At 67.2% G+C, this 19,106-nt stretch carries 20 protein-coding genes; 10 read left to right on the top strand and 10 right to left on the bottom strand.

Annotation, left to right across the window (positions count from 1 at the left end):
• Window positions 1-10 precede the first annotated feature (10 nt).
• From ACSHT8_RS20415 to ACSHT8_RS20400, 4 genes are all read right to left on the bottom strand, one after another.
• On the bottom strand, window positions 11-1,069 hold the full coding sequence (locus ACSHT8_RS20415) for a 2-oxoacid:ferredoxin oxidoreductase subunit beta (protein ID WP_436492476.1): 1,059 nt from the start codon (window positions 1,067-1,069) through the stop codon (window positions 11-13).
• Entirely contained in the window at window positions 1,066-2,967 is a 1,902-nt protein-coding gene (locus tag ACSHT8_RS20410) for a 2-oxoacid:acceptor oxidoreductase subunit alpha (RefSeq protein WP_436492475.1), read from the bottom strand. Before ACSHT8_RS20410 ends, ACSHT8_RS20415 begins: the two co-directional genes overlap by 4 nt.
• A 310-nt stretch (window positions 2,968-3,277) precedes the next feature.
• Window positions 3,278-4,039: an enoyl-CoA hydratase gene (locus ACSHT8_RS20405; protein WP_436492474.1), complete on the bottom strand. Its 762-nt coding sequence runs from the start codon at window positions 4,037-4,039 to the stop codon at window positions 3,278-3,280.
• An 11-nt stretch (window positions 4,040-4,050) separates the two neighbouring features.
• Window positions 4,051-4,500, bottom strand: a complete 450-nt coding sequence (locus tag ACSHT8_RS20400; RefSeq protein WP_436492472.1) for an Lrp/AsnC family transcriptional regulator — start codon at window positions 4,498-4,500, stop codon at window positions 4,051-4,053.
• A gap of 74 nt (window positions 4,501-4,574) precedes the next feature.
• Here ACSHT8_RS20400 and ddaH point away from each other — a divergent pair, with 74 nt between their 5' ends.
• Entirely contained in the window at window positions 4,575-5,441 is an 867-nt protein-coding gene (gene ddaH, locus ACSHT8_RS20395; RefSeq protein ID WP_436492470.1) for a dimethylargininase, read from the top strand.
• Between the two features lie 109 nt (window positions 5,442-5,550).
• Here ddaH and ACSHT8_RS20390 read toward each other — a convergent pair whose 3' ends face one another.
• The 4 genes from ACSHT8_RS20390 to ACSHT8_RS20375 form a co-directional block, all read right to left on the bottom strand.
• Window positions 5,551-5,820 carry an AMED_5909 family protein gene (locus ACSHT8_RS20390; RefSeq protein ID WP_436492468.1) on the bottom strand — a complete coding sequence of 90 codons (270 nt, stop codon included), beginning with the start codon at window positions 5,818-5,820 and terminating at the stop codon, window positions 5,551-5,553.
• Between the two features lie 88 nt (window positions 5,821-5,908).
• Entirely contained in the window at window positions 5,909-6,100 is a 192-nt protein-coding gene (locus ACSHT8_RS20385) for a hypothetical protein (protein ID WP_436492467.1), read from the bottom strand.
• Between the two features lie 119 nt (window positions 6,101-6,219).
• Window positions 6,220-6,432: a hypothetical protein gene (locus ACSHT8_RS20380; RefSeq protein WP_436492465.1), complete on the bottom strand. Its 213-nt coding sequence runs from the start codon at window positions 6,430-6,432 to the stop codon at window positions 6,220-6,222.
• Entirely contained in the window at window positions 6,429-6,854 is a 426-nt protein-coding gene (locus ACSHT8_RS20375; protein ID WP_436492464.1) for a plasmid replication, integration and excision activator, read from the bottom strand. The genes ACSHT8_RS20380 and ACSHT8_RS20375 overlap by 4 nt, the downstream gene beginning before the upstream one ends.
• Before the next feature lie 146 nt (window positions 6,855-7,000).
• On the opposite strand from ACSHT8_RS20375, the gene ACSHT8_RS20370 reads away from it, so the two are divergent.
• A complete protein-coding gene (locus ACSHT8_RS20370) occupies window positions 7,001-7,744 on the top strand; it encodes a DUF5919 domain-containing protein (RefSeq protein ID WP_436492463.1) in 744 nt (247 codons plus the stop codon).
• Between the two features lie 9 nt (window positions 7,745-7,753).
• The gene (locus ACSHT8_RS20365) at window positions 7,754-8,224 is read left to right on the top strand and encodes an NUDIX hydrolase (protein ID WP_436492462.1); all 471 of its coding nucleotides are present in this window, start codon (window positions 7,754-7,756) and stop codon (window positions 8,222-8,224) included.
• A gap of 9 nt (window positions 8,225-8,233) precedes the next feature.
• Here the strand turns inward: ACSHT8_RS20365 and ACSHT8_RS20360 are convergent, their stop codons facing one another.
• Window positions 8,234-10,018, bottom strand: a complete 1,785-nt coding sequence (locus tag ACSHT8_RS20360) for an ATP-dependent nuclease (RefSeq protein ID WP_436492461.1) — start codon at window positions 10,016-10,018, stop codon at window positions 8,234-8,236.
• A 695-nt stretch (window positions 10,019-10,713) separates the two neighbouring features.
• On the opposite strand from ACSHT8_RS20360, the gene ACSHT8_RS20355 reads away from it, so the two are divergent.
• Window positions 10,714-11,475 carry a Calx-beta domain-containing protein gene (locus tag ACSHT8_RS20355; protein WP_436492459.1) on the top strand — a complete coding sequence of 254 codons (762 nt, stop codon included), beginning with the start codon at window positions 10,714-10,716 and terminating at the stop codon, window positions 11,473-11,475.
• On the opposite strand, the gene ACSHT8_RS20350 is transcribed toward ACSHT8_RS20355, so the two are convergent.
• Window positions 11,465-14,467 (bottom strand): BTAD domain-containing putative transcriptional regulator, encoded by a 3,003-nt coding sequence (locus ACSHT8_RS20350; protein WP_436492457.1) that lies wholly within the window; start codon window positions 14,465-14,467, stop codon window positions 11,465-11,467. The two genes, ACSHT8_RS20355 and ACSHT8_RS20350, sit on opposite strands and share 11 nt — an antisense overlap.
• Window positions 14,468-14,613: 146 nt before the next feature.
• Here ACSHT8_RS20350 and ACSHT8_RS20345 point away from each other — a divergent pair, with 146 nt between their 5' ends.
• From ACSHT8_RS20345 to ACSHT8_RS20320, 6 genes are all read left to right on the top strand, one after another.
• On the top strand, window positions 14,614-15,867 hold the full coding sequence (locus ACSHT8_RS20345) for a hypothetical protein (RefSeq protein ID WP_436492456.1): 1,254 nt from the start codon (window positions 14,614-14,616) through the stop codon (window positions 15,865-15,867).
• 137 nt (window positions 15,868-16,004) lie between these two features.
• Window positions 16,005-17,243, top strand: a complete 1,239-nt coding sequence (locus ACSHT8_RS20340) for an amidase domain-containing protein (RefSeq protein ID WP_436492455.1) — start codon at window positions 16,005-16,007, stop codon at window positions 17,241-17,243.
• Window positions 17,244-17,247: 4 nt separating this feature from the next.
• Window positions 17,248-17,601 carry a hypothetical protein gene (locus ACSHT8_RS20335; protein ID WP_436492454.1) on the top strand — a complete coding sequence of 118 codons (354 nt, stop codon included), beginning with the start codon at window positions 17,248-17,250 and terminating at the stop codon, window positions 17,599-17,601.
• Between the two features lie 8 nt (window positions 17,602-17,609).
• Window positions 17,610-17,921: a type VII secretion target gene (locus ACSHT8_RS20330; RefSeq protein ID WP_436492453.1), complete on the top strand. Its 312-nt coding sequence runs from the start codon at window positions 17,610-17,612 to the stop codon at window positions 17,919-17,921.
• Window positions 17,918-18,268: a hypothetical protein gene (locus tag ACSHT8_RS20325; RefSeq protein WP_436492452.1), complete on the top strand. Its 351-nt coding sequence runs from the start codon at window positions 17,918-17,920 to the stop codon at window positions 18,266-18,268. The genes ACSHT8_RS20330 and ACSHT8_RS20325 overlap by 4 nt, the downstream gene beginning before the upstream one ends.
• A 34-nt stretch (window positions 18,269-18,302) precedes the next feature.
• Window positions 18,303-19,091 carry a siderophore-interacting protein gene (locus tag ACSHT8_RS20320; RefSeq protein ID WP_436492451.1) on the top strand — a complete coding sequence of 263 codons (789 nt, stop codon included), beginning with the start codon at window positions 18,303-18,305 and terminating at the stop codon, window positions 19,089-19,091.
• The last annotated feature ends 15 nt before the right edge of the window (window positions 19,092-19,106 follow it).

Genomic DNA, 19,106 nt, shown 5'->3' with positions numbered 1-19,106 from the left:
CGTCGTCAAATCAGCCCGCGATGGTCCAGGTGTCCTTGCCGTGCAGCAGCGCCCGCAGGTCGGCCGTCTTGGCCGACTTGGCCTGCTCCACCTGCGCCCGCGCCTGGTCGTCGTAGGTCTCCCGGCGGACCGACCGGAACACGCCCGTCACCGTGTGGCTCAGGTCCTGCGACGACAGCCGCGACAGCGCGAACGCGTACGACGGGTCCTGGATGTGCGCGTCGTGGACCACCAGCGCGTCCTCGCCCACCTCGCTGACCTTCGCCACGTCCAGCGACCCGAACCCGGACTTGATCACGCCGTACTCGCCCTCGGCGCCGAACCGGATGGGCTTGCCGTGCTCGAGGTTGATGATGCGCTGCTCGGCCTCGCCCGGCTCCTTCAGCACGTCGAACGCGCCGTCGTTGAAGATCGGGCAGTTCTGGTAGATCTCGACCAGCGCCGACCCGCGGTGCTCGGCGGCCTGCCGCAGGACCTCGGTGAGGCCCTTCTTGTCCGAGTCCAGCGCGCGGCCGACGAACGTCGCTTCCGCGCCCAGGGCCAGCGACACCGGGTTGAACGGGTAGTCCAGCGAGCCCATCGGCGTCGACTTGGTGATCTTGCCCGGTTCCGACGTCGGCGAGTACTGGCCCTTGGTGAGCCCGTAGATCCGGTTGTTGAACAGCAGGATCTTCAGGTTCACGTTGCGGCGCAGCGTGTGGATCAGGTGGTTGCCGCCGATCGACAGCGAGTCGCCGTCGCCGGTGACGACCCAGACCGACAGGTCCGGCCGCGCGGTGGCCAGGCCGGTGGCGATGGCCGGGGCACGCCCGTGGATCGAGTGCATCCCGTAGGTGTTCATGTAGTACGGGAACCGCGACGAACAGCCGATGCCGGAGACGAAGACGATGTTCTCCCGCTTGAGGCCCAGCGACGGCAGGAAAGACTGGACGGCGTTGAGGACGATGTAGTCACCGCAACCCGGGCACCAGCGCACTTCCTGGTCGGACTTGTAGTCCTTGGCCTTCTGCGGCTCATCGCTGGTGGGCACACCCGCGAGGCCGGGCAGCCCAAGATCAATCGCGGTCATGCGTCGACCCCTTTCACGATGTCCGTGAGGACGTTCTGCAGTTCCTCCGCCATGAAGGGCAGGCCCGCGACCTTCGTGTAGCTGATGACGTCGACCAGGTAGCGGCCGCGCAGCAGCAGCGAGAGCTGGCCCAGGTTCATCTCCGGCACCACGACCTTGTCGTAGGACCGCAGCACGTCGCCGAGGTTGGCGGGGAACGGGTTCAGGTGGCGCAGGTGCGCCTGGGCGACGGCGTGGCCGAGCTTGCGCACCCGGCGGGCCGCCGCGCCGATCGGGCCGTACGACGAGCCCCAGCCCAGCACCAGCACGCGCGCCTTGCCGCCGGACGGGTCGTCGACCACGAGGTCGGGCACGTCCACGCCGTCGATCTTCGCCTGGCGCAGCCGGACCATCTTGTCGTGGTTGGCCGGGTCGTAGGAGATGTTGCCCGTGCCGTCCTGCTTCTCCAGACCGCCGATGCGGTGCTGCAGCCCAGCGGTGCCCGGCACCGCCCACGCGCGCGCCAGCGTCTCCGGGTCGCGCAGGTAGGGCCAGAACTCGCCGGAGCCGTCGGGGGCGTTGGGCTCGGTGGCGAACTCGACGGTCAGGTCGGGCAGCGTGTCGAGCTCGGGGATCAGCCACGGCTCGGAGCCGTTGGCGATGGCGCCGTCGGACAGCAGCAGCACCGGGGTGCGGTACTTCAGCGCGATCCGGGTGGCCTCGACGGCCGCGGCGAAGCAGTCGGCGGGCGACTGCGGGGCGATGATCGGGACCGGGCACTCGCCGTTGCGGCCGTACATGGCCTGCAGCAGGTCGGCCTGCTCGGTCTTGGTCGGCAGACCGGTCGACGGCCCGCCGCGCTGCACGTCGATGACCAGCAGCGGCAGCTCGGTCATCACGCCGAGGCCGATGGTCTCCGACTTCAGCGCCACACCGGGACCGGACGTCGACGTCACGCCGAGCGCGCCGCCGTAGGAGGCGCCGAGGGCCGCGCAGATGCCCGCGATCTCGTCCTCGGCCTGGAACGTGGTGATGTCGAACTGCTTGAACTTGCTCAGCTCGTGCAGGATGTCCGAGGCCGGGGTGATCGGGTAGGTGCCCAGCAGCACCGGCAGCTTCGACTGCACACCCGCCGCGACGATGCCGTAGGCGAGCGCGGTGTTGCCGGTGATCTGGCGGTAGGTGCCCGCGGGCAGCGCGGCCGGAGCGACCTCGTAGGTGACCGCGAAGGCCTCGGTGGTCTCGCCGTAGTAGAAGCCCGCGCGGAACGCGAGCACGTTGGCCTCGGCGATGTCGGGCTTGCGGGCGAACTTCTCCCGCAGGAACGCCTCGGTGCCCTCGGTCGGCCGGTGGTACATCCACGACAGCAGGCCCAGCGCGAACATGTTCTTGCAGCGCTCGGCGTCCTTCTTGCCGAGGCCGGTGTCGGCGAGCGCGTTCTGCGTGATGGTGGCCATCGCGACCTGGTGGACCTGGTAGGCGGCCAGCGACTCGTCCTCCAGCGGGTTCGTCTCGTACCCGACCTTGGTCAGGTTGCGCTTGACGAACTCGTCGGTGTTCACGATCAGCGTGCCGCCCGCGGGCAGGTCGGCGATGTTGGCCTTCAGCGCGGCCGGGTTCATCGCGACGAGCACGTCGGGGCGGTCGCCTGGGGTGAGGATGTCGTAGTCGGCGAAGTGCACCTGGAAGCTGGAGACGCCGGGGATCGTGCCCTGGGGCGCGCGGATCTCGGCGGGGAAGTTGGGCATCGTCGACAGGTCGTTGCCGAACGCGGCGGCCTCGGAGGTGAACCTGTCACCAGTGAGCTGCATGCCGTCACCGGAGTCGCCCGCGAAGCGGATGACGACCCGGTCGAGCTTCACCCCGGTCGGTCGCGTTGACCCGTTTCCGGTCGCTCCGCCGTCCACAGTAGTGCTCATGAACCCTCTCTCCTGACAAGGTTCGCCGTCCGTCGGCCACGTCCGCCGATCACTTTCGAGGGTAACCTTCCGCCCTCGGCCGCATCGTCTCGCGATTGCTCAACCGACCTGGTCGTCGACCACGTCCACCTTTCAAAAGTAGGCATCGGAAGGCGCAACACCTCCGCAACGCGCTACACGTCACAGTCCCGCGACGATGACGGCGGGACGAGTATCCACAACATGGTCCCCAAGTCCCACATATAACTGTAACTCGGGGTTACAGTTTCCCAGAATGTGGGTACATTTGTTCCGGGGTGTGGTCCGGGTCTCAGGCCTGGCCCGAGATCCGCGCCTTCATCCGCTCCAGGAGCTGCGCGAACTCAGGTGTGTCCATGGACGCGACCTGCGCCTTGAGCTCGATCTCGACAGCGTCGGCGTGCGAGTCGGTCGCCCACGTCGTCCGCATCGTCTGCTTGATCGACTTCAGCAACTCGCTCGGCGCGACCGCGGCGGGCCCGGCGAACTCGACCGCGGCGGCCACCAGGGCGTCCTGGTCGCCATCGACGGTCAGGTGGACCAACCCCAGCCGCAGCGCCTCGGCCGCGTCCGGGATCTTGCCGAACAGCGTCATCGCGGTGGCGGCCTGCGGCCCCACGAGCCGCTGCAGCATCCACGTCATGCCGCCGCCGGGGTGGATCCCCAGCTGGAGGAACCGCGCGTCGAACCGCGCCCGCGGCCCCGCGATCCGCACGTCCGCCGCGAGCGCCAGGTTCAGCCCCGCGCCGACGGCCGCCCCACTCACCGCCGCGATCGTCGGCAGCGTCGAGTTCGCCACGGCCAGGAACCCCGCGTAGATCGCCCGCAGGCCCTCTTCCCGGGACTCCCCGAGCAGCGTCAGATCGGCTCCCGCGCAGAAGGCGGGCGGCGTCCCCGTCACGACGATCGCGTTGGTCGCCGGATCGTCCTCGCAGGCTCGGACGGCAGCGGCGAGCTCAGCGGACATTTCGAGCGTCAACGCGTTGCGCCGCTCGGGCGCGTTGAGCGTGATGACACCGACGCCGTCGCGGCGGTCGAGCAGAACCTCGGTCATGTCCCCGGACCCTATCCGGGCTCGGGTGCGGGCGGCCGCTCGAGCAGTGTCGAAAGCACCACAGTGCTGACGGTCCGCGAGACCATGTCGACCGCCCGAAGGCGTTCGAGTGCGTCCTCCAGGTGGTGGATGTTCGCCGCCCGCAGGTGCACGATGGCGTCAGCGGCCCCGGAGACGGTGTACGCGGCGACCACCTCGGTCAGCGGTTCCAGCCGCTGCCGGATCCGGTCGGGGCTCACGTTGCCCTGGCAGTGCACCTCGACGAATGCCTCTGTTCCCCACCCCAGCGCCTCCGGGTTGACCACGGCCGTGAAGCCCCGCAGCACCCCGGTTTCCAGCAGCCGATCCACCCTCCGTTTGACGGCGGGCGCGGAGAGCGACACAACCTTGCCGATCTCGGCGTAACTAGAGCGCGCGTCGGCCACTAGCTGCGCAATGATCCGCTGATCTATGACGTCCACACGCAACATAATGCAGGTCTACGAGCAATATTGCGACATTGTCGTAGGTGAACCGTGGCCCTACATTTCGATCCATGACGCTCCTGTCCGATTCCGCGGTCGAGGCTGTGCTCCCCGAGCGAACCCCGACGACCCGCCGGTACCTCATGTGCGAACCCAGGTACTTCACGGTCGAGTACGTGATCAACCCGTGGATGAACCCGGACGAACCGGTCAGCACTGAGTTGGCTGTCTCTCAGTGGACCGCACTCAAGGAGACCTACGAGAAGCTCGGCCACAAGGTCGAGACAATTGAGCCTGTTGACGGCCTCCCCGACATGGTCTTCTCCGCGAACTCGGGAACGGTCATCGACGGCAGGGTCCTGGGCTCCCGCTTCCGCGCCCACCAGCGCGCCGCCGAAGCCGACCACTTCCGCCGCTGGTTCCTCGACAACGGCTACCGAGACGTCGTCATGCCGGAACGAATCAACGAGGCCGAGGGCGACTTCACCTGGACCGGCGCGGTCCTCCTGGCAGGCACCGGCTTCCGCACCGACCCCGGCGCCCACGCCGAAGCCCAGGAAGTCCTCGGCGTCCCGGTGGTCTCGCTGCAACTGGTCGACCCGCGCTACTACCACCTTGACGTCGCCCTGTTCGTCCTCTCCGAGGCCCGTGACGGCCGTCCGGCTGAGGTCGCCTACTTCCCGGAGGCTTTCTCCGAGGGCACCCAGCGCGTCCTGGCCCGCATGTTCCCGACCGCCATCCTGGCCACCGAGGAGGACGCGGCCTGCCTGGGCCTTAACGCCGTCTCCGACGGCCGCAACGTGGTCCTCCCGGTCGAGGCGACCCAGTTGGCGGCCGAGGTGGCTCAGCGCGGCTACAACCCGGTCATGGTCGACATCTCCGAACTCCGCAAATCCGGCGGCGGCCCGAAGTGCTGCACGATGGAACTTCGGGGATAAAGCTCTCCGCGATTGCGGTGTGCCGAACTCCGTCGAGTTGCGGCTAACCGAGTCCCGGAGTCAGGCGCGCGGCCTCCTGGTTGATCAACCAGGAGGCCGCTCTGCTGTCCTAAGTAATCAGTGCCGCATCGGCATCCCCCTTCGCGCCGAGTCTCACCGCCTTGTCTTTCGCCAACCACGCTTCCGCGCCCGCCTCATACCGGTGCCGCGAGTCGACCTGGGCAACGTGCCGGAACACCTCCGCCCGGTAGTTGTGGAAGGCAATCCATTCATCCCGTGGCGCATCGGCCTTCGGTTCGCGCCACAGGTACTCGCGTGCCCCCTGCAACGTCACAGGTAGCGGGTCGGGGTTGCGCCAGGGCTCTACCGTGGAAGCCACCACAACACCTCCGTTTCTTGGTGGCTGTGGGAGGCACGACGGTGGGCACCGGGCTGCCGAGCAACGGACACCCGCCGCCGTGCCGGACTCAAATCCCCGCCCCAGACTCACCCGGCGAGTTGGACGCGACCCAGTGCCACCCCGGCTGGAGTTCCGGGGGAGCCGGTTCCCCGTCCGGGTCGATCTCGGCCGCCAGACGCGCGGACTCCCGCGCCAGCACCCGGCAGAAGTTCGCCATCGCGACCAGGCCGTCAGGAAACGGCGCCACACTCAACAGCACGTCAACCGCATCCAGGCTCAGATGCAGTGCAGGTGGATGCCCCTGCCCGTACCGCACAATGCCCGCAGATGATCCGTGCCCAGGCGACCCCGAGGCCGTGAACCGCAACGCTTGCGATGTCATCGCCGCTCTCCGATCGCGTCGAGTTCGGCGGTGCCCGTCTCGATGGCCTTGATCAGCCGAGGCACCGCGGCCCGGTCGATCACCAGCGCCACCGGGAACGCCTTGCCGAAGCGCAGCTCGACCCGGTCGGCGAAGGGCAGGGCTTTGGCGCGAACCGGAAGGTCAGCGGTCACGAAGACCTGCACGATGTCGCGCATCTCGCCGCTCACGCCGCCGTCTTCTGCTCAGCGGGAACCGCGGACTTGCTGCCCCGAGCCCCACCGAGAGCGCGCATCCCGGTAGCCCGGAAGCTGTGCGCGATCCGCCCCTTGTTGTTCGCGTAGGGAGTGATGGTCAGCCGCTCGAACTCGACGGCCGCGAATGGGAAGCCGTTGGCCTTCGCGGGCGGAACCGGCTGGTAGTCGGCAGCGATCTTCACCTTGAACTCCGCGCCGAACCGCGCGGCTTCCTCGTTGGCGTCCAGCGCCCGCACGATCCAGACGAGCTGCCCGGACTCCTTGTCACGCTCCTGGAGCTTCGGCGCCGCCGGGTTGTCGAAGAACGCCATAGACGGCTCAACGCCGAGGACGAACCCACCGAGCGGAAACACCTCACCGAACTCGACCACGAAGCGGGTGGGAATGACAGGCATGTCTTCCTCCTGGTCAGAGCGTCCGGGCCGTTCCCGGACGCTGACCAATTTCGTCCAAAGAGGAGGACGGGAGCACCGCATAGCAGGACGTTTAAGGACGTCCGGGCGTATCCTGAAGACGTCCCTGTGCGTCCCTGGGAGGCAAATTGCCGAACGAACGGCTACGAGACGCACTGCTCCGCAACGGCCTTGACCTGGACAAAGTCTCCAAAGCCACCGGCGTAGACCCCAAGACCGTCGAACGCTGGATCACCAAGGGCCGCGTCCCCTACCCCAAACACCGCCACGCCATCGCCGCCATGGTCCGCGAGACCGAAAACTACCTCTGGCCCGACGCCGTGGCACCGGAACGCAAGGCAGAGATCGCAGGCTCCGAGGTCGTCAAGGTCTACCCCCACCGCAACTCCATCCCGGTCGACCTGTGGGACCGCCTCATCGGAGACGCCACCGAACACATCGAGCTGCTCATGCACGCAGCCCTGTTCCTGGTCGAGCGCCCGCGGTTCATCAAAGACCTCAACAAGAAGGCCGCCAACGGCGCCCGCATCCGTCTCCTCTTCGGCGACCCCGACAGCCCCGAAGTAGCCACCCGCAGCGAAGAGGAACAGCTAGGAGACGGCACCCTCGCCGCCCGTATCCGCAACGCTCTCGCGTTTTACCGCCCGCTCGTCGGGGTAGACGGCATCGAAATGCGCTTCCACCGAACAACCCTTTACAACAGCATCTTCCGCTTTGATGACGAAATGATCATCAATACCCACGTCTACGGCTTCCAAGGGGCCCATGCCCCCAGCCTCCACCTCCGCCGCCTATCTGCGGGAGACCTATTCGAATCATACTCAGAAAGCTTCGAAAGTGTATGGAGCCTCTCTAGACCGGCGACATTCTAAGGAGCAGTCTTGGCTAGACGTGACTACCTCAACGACCCGGATGCGCCACGAGCGAACAGCATTGCCGTCGCAGTTAGCGCCTTCATTCAGGACGAGGACGGCTCAATTCTGCTTATTCGACGAACCGACAACGACCTGTACTCAATCCCGGGCGGACAGGTCGAACCTGGCGAAACGTTGACACAAGCTGCCATAAGAGAGTGTGTCGAAGAAACGGGAATGCGCGTGCAGGTAACTAATTTGGTGGGGATTTACAGCAATCCGCAACACGTCATTCAGTACGACGATGGAGAGATCCGACAAGAGTTCTCTATATGTTTCAGGGCCACCCCACTCGGAGGGGTCGAACGTACCAGCGAGGAAAGTCGGGAAGTCCGGTGGGTTGCCCCGGAAGGTCTGCCTAGGCTACCTATCCACCCATCAACAATGCTTCGAATAGAGCACGCCCTCTCTGGACGTCCGAATCCGTTCTACACGTAGTCGCATCCTCTAGGGAGACTTCCTCAGCTTGTCGTAAGCGCTGATGAACCTGCGAACGTGAGACTTTGCCGCCTCCGACTGGTGAACCTCATTGGCAAGGGCCGAGCGTAGCCAATTTTGCTTTGTGGCCATGTTATTGAATCCTCGCCCAAACGACTCAAGTTCACCTTCGCGGACAATGACCAGACCAATTGCATCAAGTTGGTCGAGAAGGTTCATTGGACGGGCGCCCAGCCCGCTAGGAAACGCTCTAATTCCGAACTCCTTCACGTGTTCCCACTTTGAAGAGGTCACCCGAATGGCCGCCAATACCTGATCCCTCATTTTAGAGTTCCAGCGGTCACGCGGGTGTTGACTCGTCAATTTCTCCAGTAACCCCTGGATGGCTTCTGCCACGCTGGTAACGGTGGCTGGCTCGGCTGATGTATTCAGATCGCGCGTGCAAGCTTCGTACTCGCTTTCGAAAGCTGCCCAACTTGCACCCAGGGCGCTTACGAGCTTCTTAACCTTCGCCTTCTCCCGCAATATATCGATGTCGGTACATGCGACAATCGGCACCTTTAAGGAAACGAGGGTGACTGCTACTGGGGCCTGTCCATCTTTGCCGCCAGTCGGAATGAATAGCACCTCGCTTGGTAGCAGGGTCAGCGTGCATTCTGCGTGCGCGGAATCCAAAGCGGCGGCATAAAATGTGCAATCACGTTCGTTCTCCGCCATTACCACAAGGCTGTGAAACAGTCCGTCCAGAACATTTGAGTATCGAAGTACGGGGTCTGACCACACACTTTTGATCGCTTCCGGGGGCAGTGAATGCGCTGTTGTCGCATCGCCGTTTCGCGCGAGTCGGATAACAGTCAACTCGGCTTCGCTTTGCAAGAGGCCAACCAGGACATTTCGGTCGTGTGTGGCGAGAATCACTTGGACGTTTGCAGAGCGAGTCAGCTCGCCCAGGATGCGCCCCAATTTGACTGCCTGAGGTGGGTGGAGATAAGCCTCTGGTTCATCGAGAAGGATGATGGGGTAAGCAGATGTTGCAACGGAAATTAGCGAGTTTAGAATGGACTGGACACCACTTCCTTGGTCGGCAACGAGTGGCATGCGTTCCAATTCCTCGAACGCCGACGTCTCGTCCTCGGCGGCGCTATTGTAAGTCAGCTCGCCGAGAGATTCCGGAGGCGATCCAACCCTGAGCGTGATTGTTTCGGTGAGTTTGTCGAGAGTGAGACGTCCTCCAAATAGCTCGAAGTAGAGATTGTCAATTCTGTCGAATAGATCAGGGTCGTCCTGGAGGTAGTGAACGACATGCTGAGGAACTTCGCCTGGTCGGGAACGTCTAGGAGCGTTGAACCCGGGTCCGCTCCCGCCTGACGATTTGTGGACAAATATTGGAACGAGCTCGCCGAGGTGTCCGCGAGCAACGACAGTATCCCAAAGTCCAAGTACGTCTAGTTCGGCCATGGGTTGCATACCGCCGCGCACATATCCCTGAGTCGAATTATAAACCGTGGACTTCTTGAATGTGACGTTCTTGTGTAGCCATTCGGCAAACCCAGCCTTATCGACGGGCTGCTCCAATTCTAGTCGGTCCAAGATCCTAAACTGAGAAGGTTGGAACCCGACTTCCGATCGTGCGCCAAGCCAGTGGTAAATCTGATCGATCAACGTTGTCTTACCGCTATTATTTCCCCCCACAATCGCGGTTACTCCGCGAGCGGGCAACCCAATCTCCGCGCCCTGTACTGTCACGGTACGTATGCGCACGGGACTCACTGAGATTTCCTGATCTTCACTCATTGTGTTCTGCGAGTCCTTCCGTGATGACCTTGGGTCGGAGTGTCTGCCGAATTTAGCTCTATGGGATCAAGGCGCGCCGCCCGTGGCGGCGCGCGGGGTGGGCCTGTTGCGCTGGTACCGGGGTCACATCCATCGCGGCACAGTCCGGCCTGCCGCTTCGCTCACGGCCGGACGGCCTCGCGGCGCGGCCACGGGCGCGGCACGGGTCCGCACGCCACCAGGGGCGGCACACAAGGCCGTGGAGCCGCATCGCTCCATACGCCCAGGATCGCAGTCCGCTAGTAACCCGTTACGCCGAGTGGACGACGACAAGATGCCCTCGCCGGGCACGAGTATCGCCAGGTCAGCAAGGCCCCGACGATATGAGACCAGCCCTGCACGATGGAACTTCGGGGATAGAGCTCTCCGCGATTGCGGTGTGCCGAACTCCGTCGAGTTGCGGCTAACCGAGTCCCGGAGTCAGGCGCGCGGCCTCCTGGTTGATCACCAGGAGGCCGCTCTGCTGTTTACGACGACAGGTCCAGACCTCTCCCAAGATCGTTTAGTCATGCTATGTATAGTTTCGCCTCGGGACCCGGATGCCGTTCTGTGGGTCGGCATCCGGGTCACAGGCCCTCTCCCCGTCACAACCGAGCCACAACCAACGGTCTCTATCAATGGACCCAGGCTCGGCTGACATCCCTGGAGGGGGACTCATGAAACTGGTGAAGGGGCTTCTGGCCACCGCTGCCATCGTCGGAACGATCATCGCCGCTCCCCAAGCTGGAGCGACCGGTTGCAGCACCACCGTCGCGATCAACTCGACGATCGTCCATGAAGGATCCGACGCGCTGCGGACGGCGGTTACGTTCACCGTCACCAGCACGGCTTCCACCGGCTGCACACCGTCCGGCACCGTCGACTGGGCCACGAAGGACGGCACCGCCGACGAAACCGACTACGAGGCGGGCCAAGGCACGCTGCTGCTCACCGGCCAGAACACCATCACCGTCTACGTCAAACGGGACATCGACGCCGAGAACAACGAGTCGTTCCACGTCGCCCTCTCCAACCCCTCCACCGGGGTAACCATCAACTCCCGGTTCGCGATCGGCACCGCCACCGTCCTCGATGACGACGGGCGCGTCTGGGGGCCGGTCATGACCGAGATCCAGGGCGGCAAAGTCTGCTGGGTCCCGAACGACTGCAAGATCCCCGTGAAGATCACCAAGGCGCCGAACATCGCCGTCACCGTCAAGTACTCCACGATCGACGGCACCGCCAAGGGTGGCTATGACTACGTCGCCGCCGACAACGCCACGCTCACCATTCCGGCGGGGAAGACCGAGGCGTACATCTCGATCCAGCTCCTGCCGAGCGAAGGCAGGGAAGGCGTCGAGGAGTTCGGCATCCTGATCAGCGACCCCTCAGCGGGCTTCCTCGGCAACCCCAAGTCGACGGTGACCGTCAATCCATAAGCGCCGCGGCCTCGGCCGTCGCGTTCGCCTGGTGGTAGAGCTGGACGGCTCTGGCCCGATGGCGGGACGCGGCGGCCGAGTCGCCGGATTCGCCTGCCAACAGGGCCAGGTTCCGGTGCAGGTGCGCTTCCTCGTAGTGATCGGGAACCCGCGACCGCACGGACACCGCCAACTCCAGCGTCGACCGGGCGGAAGCGAGGTCCCCGGACAGTAGCTGCGTCCGGCCCAGGTGGTTCAACACCGACGCCTCGCCGTGGCGGTCGCCGACGTCGCGGGTGATCGCGAGGGCCGACTCGAAGTGCGTCAGCGCGGCCGGGTAGTCGGCGCGGGCCAGGTGGACGAGGCCCGCGTCGAGGAGGGTTTCCCACTCCAGCCAGCGGTCGCCGATCTCGCGGCTGATCGACACCGCGGAGTCGAAGTGCTCCAGCGCCAGGCCGAAGTCCGCACGCTGGAGGTACGCCTCGCCCAGGGTGTCGAGGGTGTTGGCTTCCAGGCGGGAGATGCCCAGGTCGCGGAAGGCGTGCAGGGCCAAGGTCAACGGCTCGACGCTCAGATCCGCCTTGCCCATGCGGATGTAGGTGTGGCCCAGGTTCCGCCGCGACAGGGCCAATCCGAGGGCGTTGTCGGCGGCGGCGCAGCGGTCGACCGCCGACATGTGGGCGGCGATGGCATCGTCGAAGCGGCGGAGTTCGGCGTGGGTGTTGGCGATGTTGTTGTAGATGTGGCCTTCGCCGGAGAGATCGCCCGCGCGCCGGGCGACGTCCAGAGCGCGAGTGTTCGTGTCGAGGGCGTCCTGCAGGCGGCGGGTCATGAAGAAGGCGACTCCGAGGCCGCGCAGCATCTCGCTCTCGGCGAGCGGGTCGGCGAGGTCGGCGGCCGCGGCGGCGCCCTGGCGGCAGAGCTCGACGCGCTCGTGCCAGTGGCCGGACGCCTCGTAGAAGCTGGTCAGCAGGTACGTCAGGTGCCACGCCTGGGTCGGGCGGCCCGTCTCCCGCGCGTGCTGCACGACCGGCAGGAAGTTGTCGCGCTCGGCGTCGAGGAACGCCAGCGCCGCGTGCTGGTCGTCGAACGGGACGACCGCGGTGGGGAAGCGGATGTCCGGGGTCACCACGTCCCGCGCCGGGTTGATCAGCTGGTTCGCGCGGTGCGCGACGAGCAGATACCAGTCGAGCAGGCGTTCGCCGACGTCGGCAGGCTCGTCCGGCGCGGCGCACTGGCGGGCGAAAACCCTGGTCAGGTCGTGGAAGCGGTACCGGTCGGCGCCGACGGCGGTGACCAGGTGGGCGACTGACAGCTCGTCGAGCGCGTTCCCCCCGACCGACCGGTCGACCCCGCACACCGCCGCGCCGAGATGGGTGCTGAATGTCGGGCCGGGGTGCAGGCCCAGCCGCCGGAACAGGCGCGCGGGCTGCTCGCCGAGCGGGTGGTACGCGCTGGCCAGCACCGCCCGGACCGTTCGCGTGTCACCTTCGACGGCGAGGCTGTCGAGCCTGCCCGCGGTGCTCAGCTCCGCGGCGAAGTCGGCGATCGGCCGCTTGGGATGGCCGACCAGCCGGGCCGCCGCGATCCGCAGCGCCAGCGGCATCCCGCCGCACAGCCGGGCCAGCCGCGCCGCCGGGCCCGCCTCGCGCCCGACCCGGTCGGCGCCGAGGACGCTGCTGAGCAGCGACACCGCCGCGGCGTGGGCCAGCGCGTCGACCGCGATCACCCGCAGGTCGTGCCGGGTGGACAGCGCCGCGAGGCTGGTGCGGCTGGTGACCAGCAGCAGGTTGCGCCCGCTCGGGACCAGCGGCAGCACGTCCTCGGCGCGGCCCGCGTTGTCGATGACGACCAGGAACCGCTTGCCGCTCACCAGGGTCCGGTAGAGCGCGGCCTTCTCCTGCGGCGATGTCGGCATCCGGTCGTCCGGCACGTCGAGGCTGCGCAGCAGGTGCGCGAGGGCGTCGTCGCCGGTCATGGCGGACTTCGGGTCGTGGCCGCGCAGGTCGAGGAACAGCTGTCCGTCCGGGAAGTGCCTGGTCGCCTTGTGCGCCCACTGCACGGCCAGCGACGTCTTGCCCATCCCCGCAGGCCCGCAGATGACCGCGATCGGCAGGTCGTCAGCGGCCTCCAGCAGCGTGTCGAGCGCGTTGACCTCGTCGTCGCGGCCGGTGAAGTGGCCGACGCGGGCGGGCAGCTGCGCCGGGACGACGCTCGCGGTCACGACGACCGGCGGCGCAGGCGCGTCCAAAGTGGAGTCACGGCGCAGGATCGCGGTGTGCAGGGCGTCGACCTCGGGGCCGGGGTCGACGCCGAGCTGGTCGGCGAGGGTGTGCCGCAGCTTCTGGAACGCCGCCAGCGCCTCGGCCTGGCGGCCCGACCGGTACAGCGCGAGCATGTGGACACCGGTCAGCCGCTCCCGCGTCGGGTGCTCCGACCGCAGCCGCGACACCTCGCCGAGGACCTCCTGGTGCCTGCCGACGCGGACCTCCACGTCGTACAGCTCTTCCAAAGTGGACAGTCGAAGCTCGTGCAGCCGGTCGACCTCGCCCGCCGCCCAGCCCTCGACGGGCGCGTCGGCCAGCGCGTCGCCGCGCCACAGCGCGACCGCGGCCCGCAGGTCGGTCGCGGCGGCGTCGAGGGATCCGCGCTGGCGGGCGACGAGGGCGCGGTCGACCAGCTCGGTGAACAGGTGCGCGTCGATCGACGTGCGCGGCGCGGTCAGCACGTAGCCGGGTTCGCGGGTGACGACCATCGGCGGCAACCCGGCCGCGGCCAGCGCCTGCCGGATGCGCGCGACATGGCTGTGCAGCGTCTTGATCGCCGTCCGGGGCGGCTCCTCGCCCCACAGCGCGTCGACGAGTCGGGTGAACGGCAGCATCGTGCCCGGATGCAGCGCGAGCGCGGCCAGCACCGCCCGCTGCCTGCCGCCGACGAGCGCCGCCGGACCGGCCGGGCCGACGACCTCGATCGGTCCGAGAACGCGCAGGTCGGGTCCGCCTTGCTGGATCATCGACACTCCCGGCCGTGTGGTCACGGTGAGCTTAGGGCACTGGTCCACAACCGAACCGCAACCCGGTCGCAGCCGGGCGGGCTTCTCCTGATGGCAGAGGGCGAGCGGGCGAGGGGTCCGCTCGACAGAGCAGAGGGAGCAGCCCGATGTCGACCATCACCACCCGGTGCAGACGCGGCGTTGTCGCCGTGGCCGCACTGGCCGCGGCGTGCATGACCGCCACGCTCGTGCCGACCCAGGCCATCGCCGAGACCCGCGACGAGTGGGTCGAGTACCCGGCCCCGCCGCCGCCGGACAGCATGCGCGAGACCCCCGCGCTCGCGGGTATCGCCAAGGACGCGACGGACACGTTCAAGTACGCGCTGGCCACCGTCGCGGCCAACCAGGACCCGGCCGCCTACCGCGAGGGCACCGTCGAGTACGACCTCGTCAAGGCCCTCGAGGCCGCGCCGGGCGACGTCCGGGAGAAGGCCAAGGCGGCTTCGACCGCGCTGCTGGGTTCCAAGGACTCGATCGCCCGCGAGTTCGGCAAGTCCGCGGCACTGAGCCCGGAGGAGTTCGCCAAGCTCGGCTTCGACGGCGCCTTCGACAAGGTCGGCTCCGACCAGGCGGGCCTGCGCGCCGACATCGTGGCCATCGCGACCCGCATCGAGCGGGAGGCGCGGGCGGAGGAGGCCGCGCACCAGCAGTACCTGAAGCTCAACAACATCCCGATCACCGCGTACCTGCCCCGCGTGACCGACCTGCGGCTGCGGCTGCAGAAGGTCCGCTGCGTCGAGGAGACCGACTGGAACGCGCTCGGCTCCGACGAGATCGCCATGGGCGCGGTCAGCGTCGACAACGAGGGCACCACGAAGAAGGTGTCGAAGTTCGACATCCCCGAATCCGGCGGCTTCGACAACGGCGACGTTTACACCTACACCTCGCCGGGCAAGTCCTACGTCCACTTCCCGATCAACCCGGGCGCCTTCCCCCGCAAGTACGTCGTGACGATGATGATGGCCGAGGTCGACAACGGCGGCTTCGCCGACATCCTCAACCTGGCCTGGGCCAAGGTGAAGGACAAGGTCCAGCAGGTCATCGCCCAGGCTGTCGCCGGCCTGACCAGCCCGTTCATCGGCCCGGCGCTGGCCGAGGCGCTCGGCCAGATCGTCGCGTGGCTCGTCACGACCTTCGTCGGCTGGATCATCTCCCTGTTCTACGACGACCTGTTCAAGCCGGTGACCGTGTCGGTGAAGCTGCCGTCGAGGTGGGCGTACAAGTACGACAACGGCGTCACCTCCGGCTGGGACAACCTGCGGACGGGAACCCACACGTCGACCTTCTACCAGGACACCGGTGACACGAGCGCCGACGGCATCTACAAGGCGAACATCCACTGGGAACTGCAGACCAGCTGACCAGGGGCACGGCGGCTCCGGACGGGGGATCACCCGTCCGGAGCCGCCGTTTCACGTCCCGAAACGGCTACGCCTTTCGAGCAAAGTAGGCCGAAAACGGCCGCTTGGCTCAGCCTGCCGTGCCCACAATGTCGACGGTGACTGCGAAGGGGGTTCGCATGGGCGTCACGGTGTCGACGCTCCGATCGGCTGACTGGAGAGCGGTCGAGGACGCGGCAAAAGGGTGGAAGGTCCTGGCTGACCAGGCCGTATTCGCCAGAGACGACATCACCGAGCGCGGTGCGGGTCCGCTGAGCGAGAACTGGACGGATCCGGTCGGCGCGAAAGCGGGCGAGTACCTCAAGCGGCTGGCCGACCAGTACGACTGCGCGGGATTGCTGCTCAACTCGGCGGGAATGGTCCTCAACGGCCTCGCCAACGCGATCGAGCTGGCTCAGGACGAACTGGTCACCGCCGAGGAAATCGCCCGGAAGCACGCGTTGACGATCCACGACAACGGCTCGGTGACCTACACCGGCGCGGATGTCCCCGAGGCCAGACAAGCGGCTGGTCACTACGTCGACGAGGTCCGCAAGATGGTCGCGGACGCGCTCGAGGCCGCGTCGCAGGCCGACGACCTGGCCCGCACCCAGCTCGACCGGGTGGCGACGGCGACGGCGATCACCGACCCCGACCACGCGGCCGAGGTGAACAACGTCGCCGCTGCGGCGCAGGTCCACCTGACCCAGTACGCCATCCCGCACGGGCAGCCGCCCGAGGTCGTCGCCGCGTGGTGGAACGGGCTGTCCGCCGAACAGCGCAGGGAGCTGAAGCTGGCCGCGCCGCTCGACCTTTACGACCTGCCGGGCGTCCCGGACGACGTGAAGCGGGAGCTCGCGGGCCCCGGGCCGTACAACCGCATGGAGATGCTGCGGTACGCCCGCGACCATTGGGACGACACCAGCATCGACCGGTACGACAACAACTGCACGACCTTTGTGTCCCACGCGATCCAGCACGGCGGAGCGGGTGAGTACAACGAAGACGACTGGCTGCTGTGGGACAGCGACAGCGACTGGTACCAGCCGGGTGAGTACCCGACGGACTCCAAGGCGTGGAGCCAGGCGCAGGCGAACCATGATTTCCTGCTCAAGCACGGCGGGCAGGAGGTGACGGCGAACGGGGTCCAGCCAGGCGACGTGGTGTATTGGCGCAATCCGGACGGCCACATCCACCACGCGGCAGTCGTCTCATCGGTGACCCCGGATGGCGATATCCACTACACCCAGCATTCTGGGTCCATGCGCGACGGCAGCCTGGACGGCCGGATCTCCCAGACCGAACGTGACGGCGGCAACCAGCAGGTGGTGTATGTCCGACCGAACCCGAACTGGTGAGGCGATGAGCAGACGTTGGCTGTGGGCGGGGATAGTGCCCGCGGCGCTCACTGTCGCCGCCTGGTTGTTCGCGCCCATCTCGCGCGGGGCGAACCCGCGAAGCCAGGCCTGCGACGGCACGCTGATGCCCGGCGCGTGGCAGGTCGTCCTCGAGTGGGCGATCCCGCTCGTCTTCGCTGTGGCGACCTGGTGCGCGTGCAGCCTTCTCGTCGGGGCGGTGAAGACAGGCCCGAAGTGGCGCGGTCTCGCGTTCGGGGTGCTGGTGGTCGTGCTTGTCACGGTGCAGGTCGTGGCGACGAACCGGGCTGTGGATCACATTGGAGACCTGGTCCCGTCGGCCCAGGTCTGTTCTGGGTAGGGGGCATCGTGACCGCGAACATCGACATCCGGCCAGAGCCGGTCAGGCAGGCCGCGGCAGATCTCGACGCCGTGGCGGCGGACGCACGGAAGAACATCGATATCGAGCTTGGTCGCAGCGAGCCCGCCGCGGCCGGGCTGGCGGGATTCTCGGTGGCGGCCTCCGTCACGGCCTGCTCGGAGGCATGGGAGAAGCACTTGGTCCAACTCGTGAACGACACCGCGGGCGCGGCGGAGAAACTGCGGTCCACCGCGACCGACTACGCCGAGCTTGAGGAGCGGCTGGCCGGGGCACTCGACTCGATGGACACCGGCGAGTGAGCAGGCGTGCCGGGTGGTGGGTGTTCGGCGTCGCAGCCGCCCTGGTGCTGGCGGCGGCGGTGCTGGTCAGCATGGGGATCTGGGCGCACGCGGACGTGATCAAGGCGGTCAGGGCCGGTGTCGTGGAGTTCCCCACGCGAGCTGAGGTGCTGGTCGAGTGGGCGCTGTGGCTGTCGGGTGCGGGGACCGTGGCCGCGCTCGTCGCCGGGGTGACGACTCGGCGGGCCGCTGTCGTGGTCGTGCTGTCGCTGGGGCTGCTGGCTCTGGGTGTGACCGTGCGGGTCGATGCCGAGCTGTCCGACTACCGCGTCCACGGGGTCCACGGCCCGCATCCGGACCCTCGGTAAGCCCCCGCAGGCCCGGGGCGTGAGGATGGACGGGATGAACGCCAACTCCGACACCCCGACCCGCAGGCGCTCCCGCAAGCCGGAGACCCGTCTGTGGCGCGTGCCCGTCGTCCGCGTCGAGCGGGTCACTCCCCACATGGCGCGGGTGACGGTGCGGGACGAGTCGCTCGCCGACCTCGCAGGGGCGAGCACCGACACCAACGTGATGCTCTACTTCTATCCCGCCGACGTCACCCTCCCCGACCCCCTGACCCTTGAGTCAGCGCGCGGTTTGTGGTCCCAGGTGCGCCCGCTGACCAGGACATACACGATCCGCAGGCACGACCCGGTGAACAACGAGGTCGACTTCGACTTCGTGTTGCACGGCGACTCCGGACCGGCGTCGGCGTGGGCCGAGCGGGTCGCGCCCGGCGACGAGATGATCTTCGTGGGGCCCTCGCCCGCCTACCAGCCCGATCCCGCCGCCGACTGGTACCTGCTGGCGGGCGACGAGACGGCGATTCCCGCGATCGGGCAGATCCTGGCCGCGCTGCCCGGGGACAAGCGGGTGCTGACGTTCATCGAGGTCGCCGACGCCGCCGAGGAGCAGCCGCTCCCGGGGGTGACCTGGCTGCACCGCGCGGGCGTGCCCGCGGGCGAGAGCACCGTGCTGGTCGACGCGGTTCGGGGTGCTGAGCTGCCGGACGGGCTGCCCGAGGTGTGGATGGCGGGGGAGCGGGCGGCGATGCTCGCGGTCCGCGCCCATCTGCTCGACGAGCGGGGCTACCCGCGGGGCCGTGTGCGGCCGACCACGTACTGGCGGCGCGGCGAGAGCGGTAACTGAGGAACTTCTCAGCCC

This window comes from Actinokineospora sp. HUAS TT18, assembly GCF_051364635.1.
GTDB lineage: Bacteria > Actinomycetota > Actinomycetes > Mycobacteriales > Pseudonocardiaceae > Actinokineospora.
Note: the sequence above shows the minus strand (reverse complement) of the source record. Positions and strands in the feature narration are given on the sequence as shown.

Excerpts from the sequence above, each read along its gene's own strand:
- ACSHT8_RS20415 (WP_436492476.1), bottom strand. The coding sequence starts at position 1,069 with ATGACCGCGATTGATCTTGGGCTGCCCGGCCTCGCGGGTGTGCCCACC.
- ACSHT8_RS20410 (WP_436492475.1), bottom strand. The coding sequence starts at position 2,967 with ATGAGCACTACTGTGGACGGCGGAGCGACCGGAAACGGGTCAACGCGA.
- ACSHT8_RS20405 (WP_436492474.1), bottom strand. The coding sequence starts at position 4,039 with ATGACCGAGGTTCTGCTCGACCGCCGCGACGGCGTCGGTGTCATCACG.
- ddaH (WP_436492470.1), top strand. The coding sequence starts at position 4,575 with ATGACGCTCCTGTCCGATTCCGCGGTCGAGGCTGTGCTCCCCGAGCGA.
- ACSHT8_RS20375 (WP_436492464.1), bottom strand. The coding sequence starts at position 6,854 with ATGCCTGTCATTCCCACCCGCTTCGTGGTCGAGTTCGGTGAGGTGTTT.
- ACSHT8_RS20360 (WP_436492461.1), bottom strand. The coding sequence starts at position 10,018 with ATGAGTGAAGATCAGGAAATCTCAGTGAGTCCCGTGCGCATACGTACC.
- ACSHT8_RS20355 (WP_436492459.1), top strand. The coding sequence starts at position 10,714 with ATGAAACTGGTGAAGGGGCTTCTGGCCACCGCTGCCATCGTCGGAACG.
- ACSHT8_RS20350 (WP_436492457.1), bottom strand. The coding sequence starts at position 14,467 with ATGATCCAGCAAGGCGGACCCGACCTGCGCGTTCTCGGACCGATCGAG.
- ACSHT8_RS20345 (WP_436492456.1), top strand. The coding sequence starts at position 14,614 with ATGTCGACCATCACCACCCGGTGCAGACGCGGCGTTGTCGCCGTGGCC.
- ACSHT8_RS20335 (WP_436492454.1), top strand. The coding sequence starts at position 17,248 with ATGAGCAGACGTTGGCTGTGGGCGGGGATAGTGCCCGCGGCGCTCACT.
- ACSHT8_RS20320 (WP_436492451.1), top strand. The coding sequence starts at position 18,303 with ATGAACGCCAACTCCGACACCCCGACCCGCAGGCGCTCCCGCAAGCCG.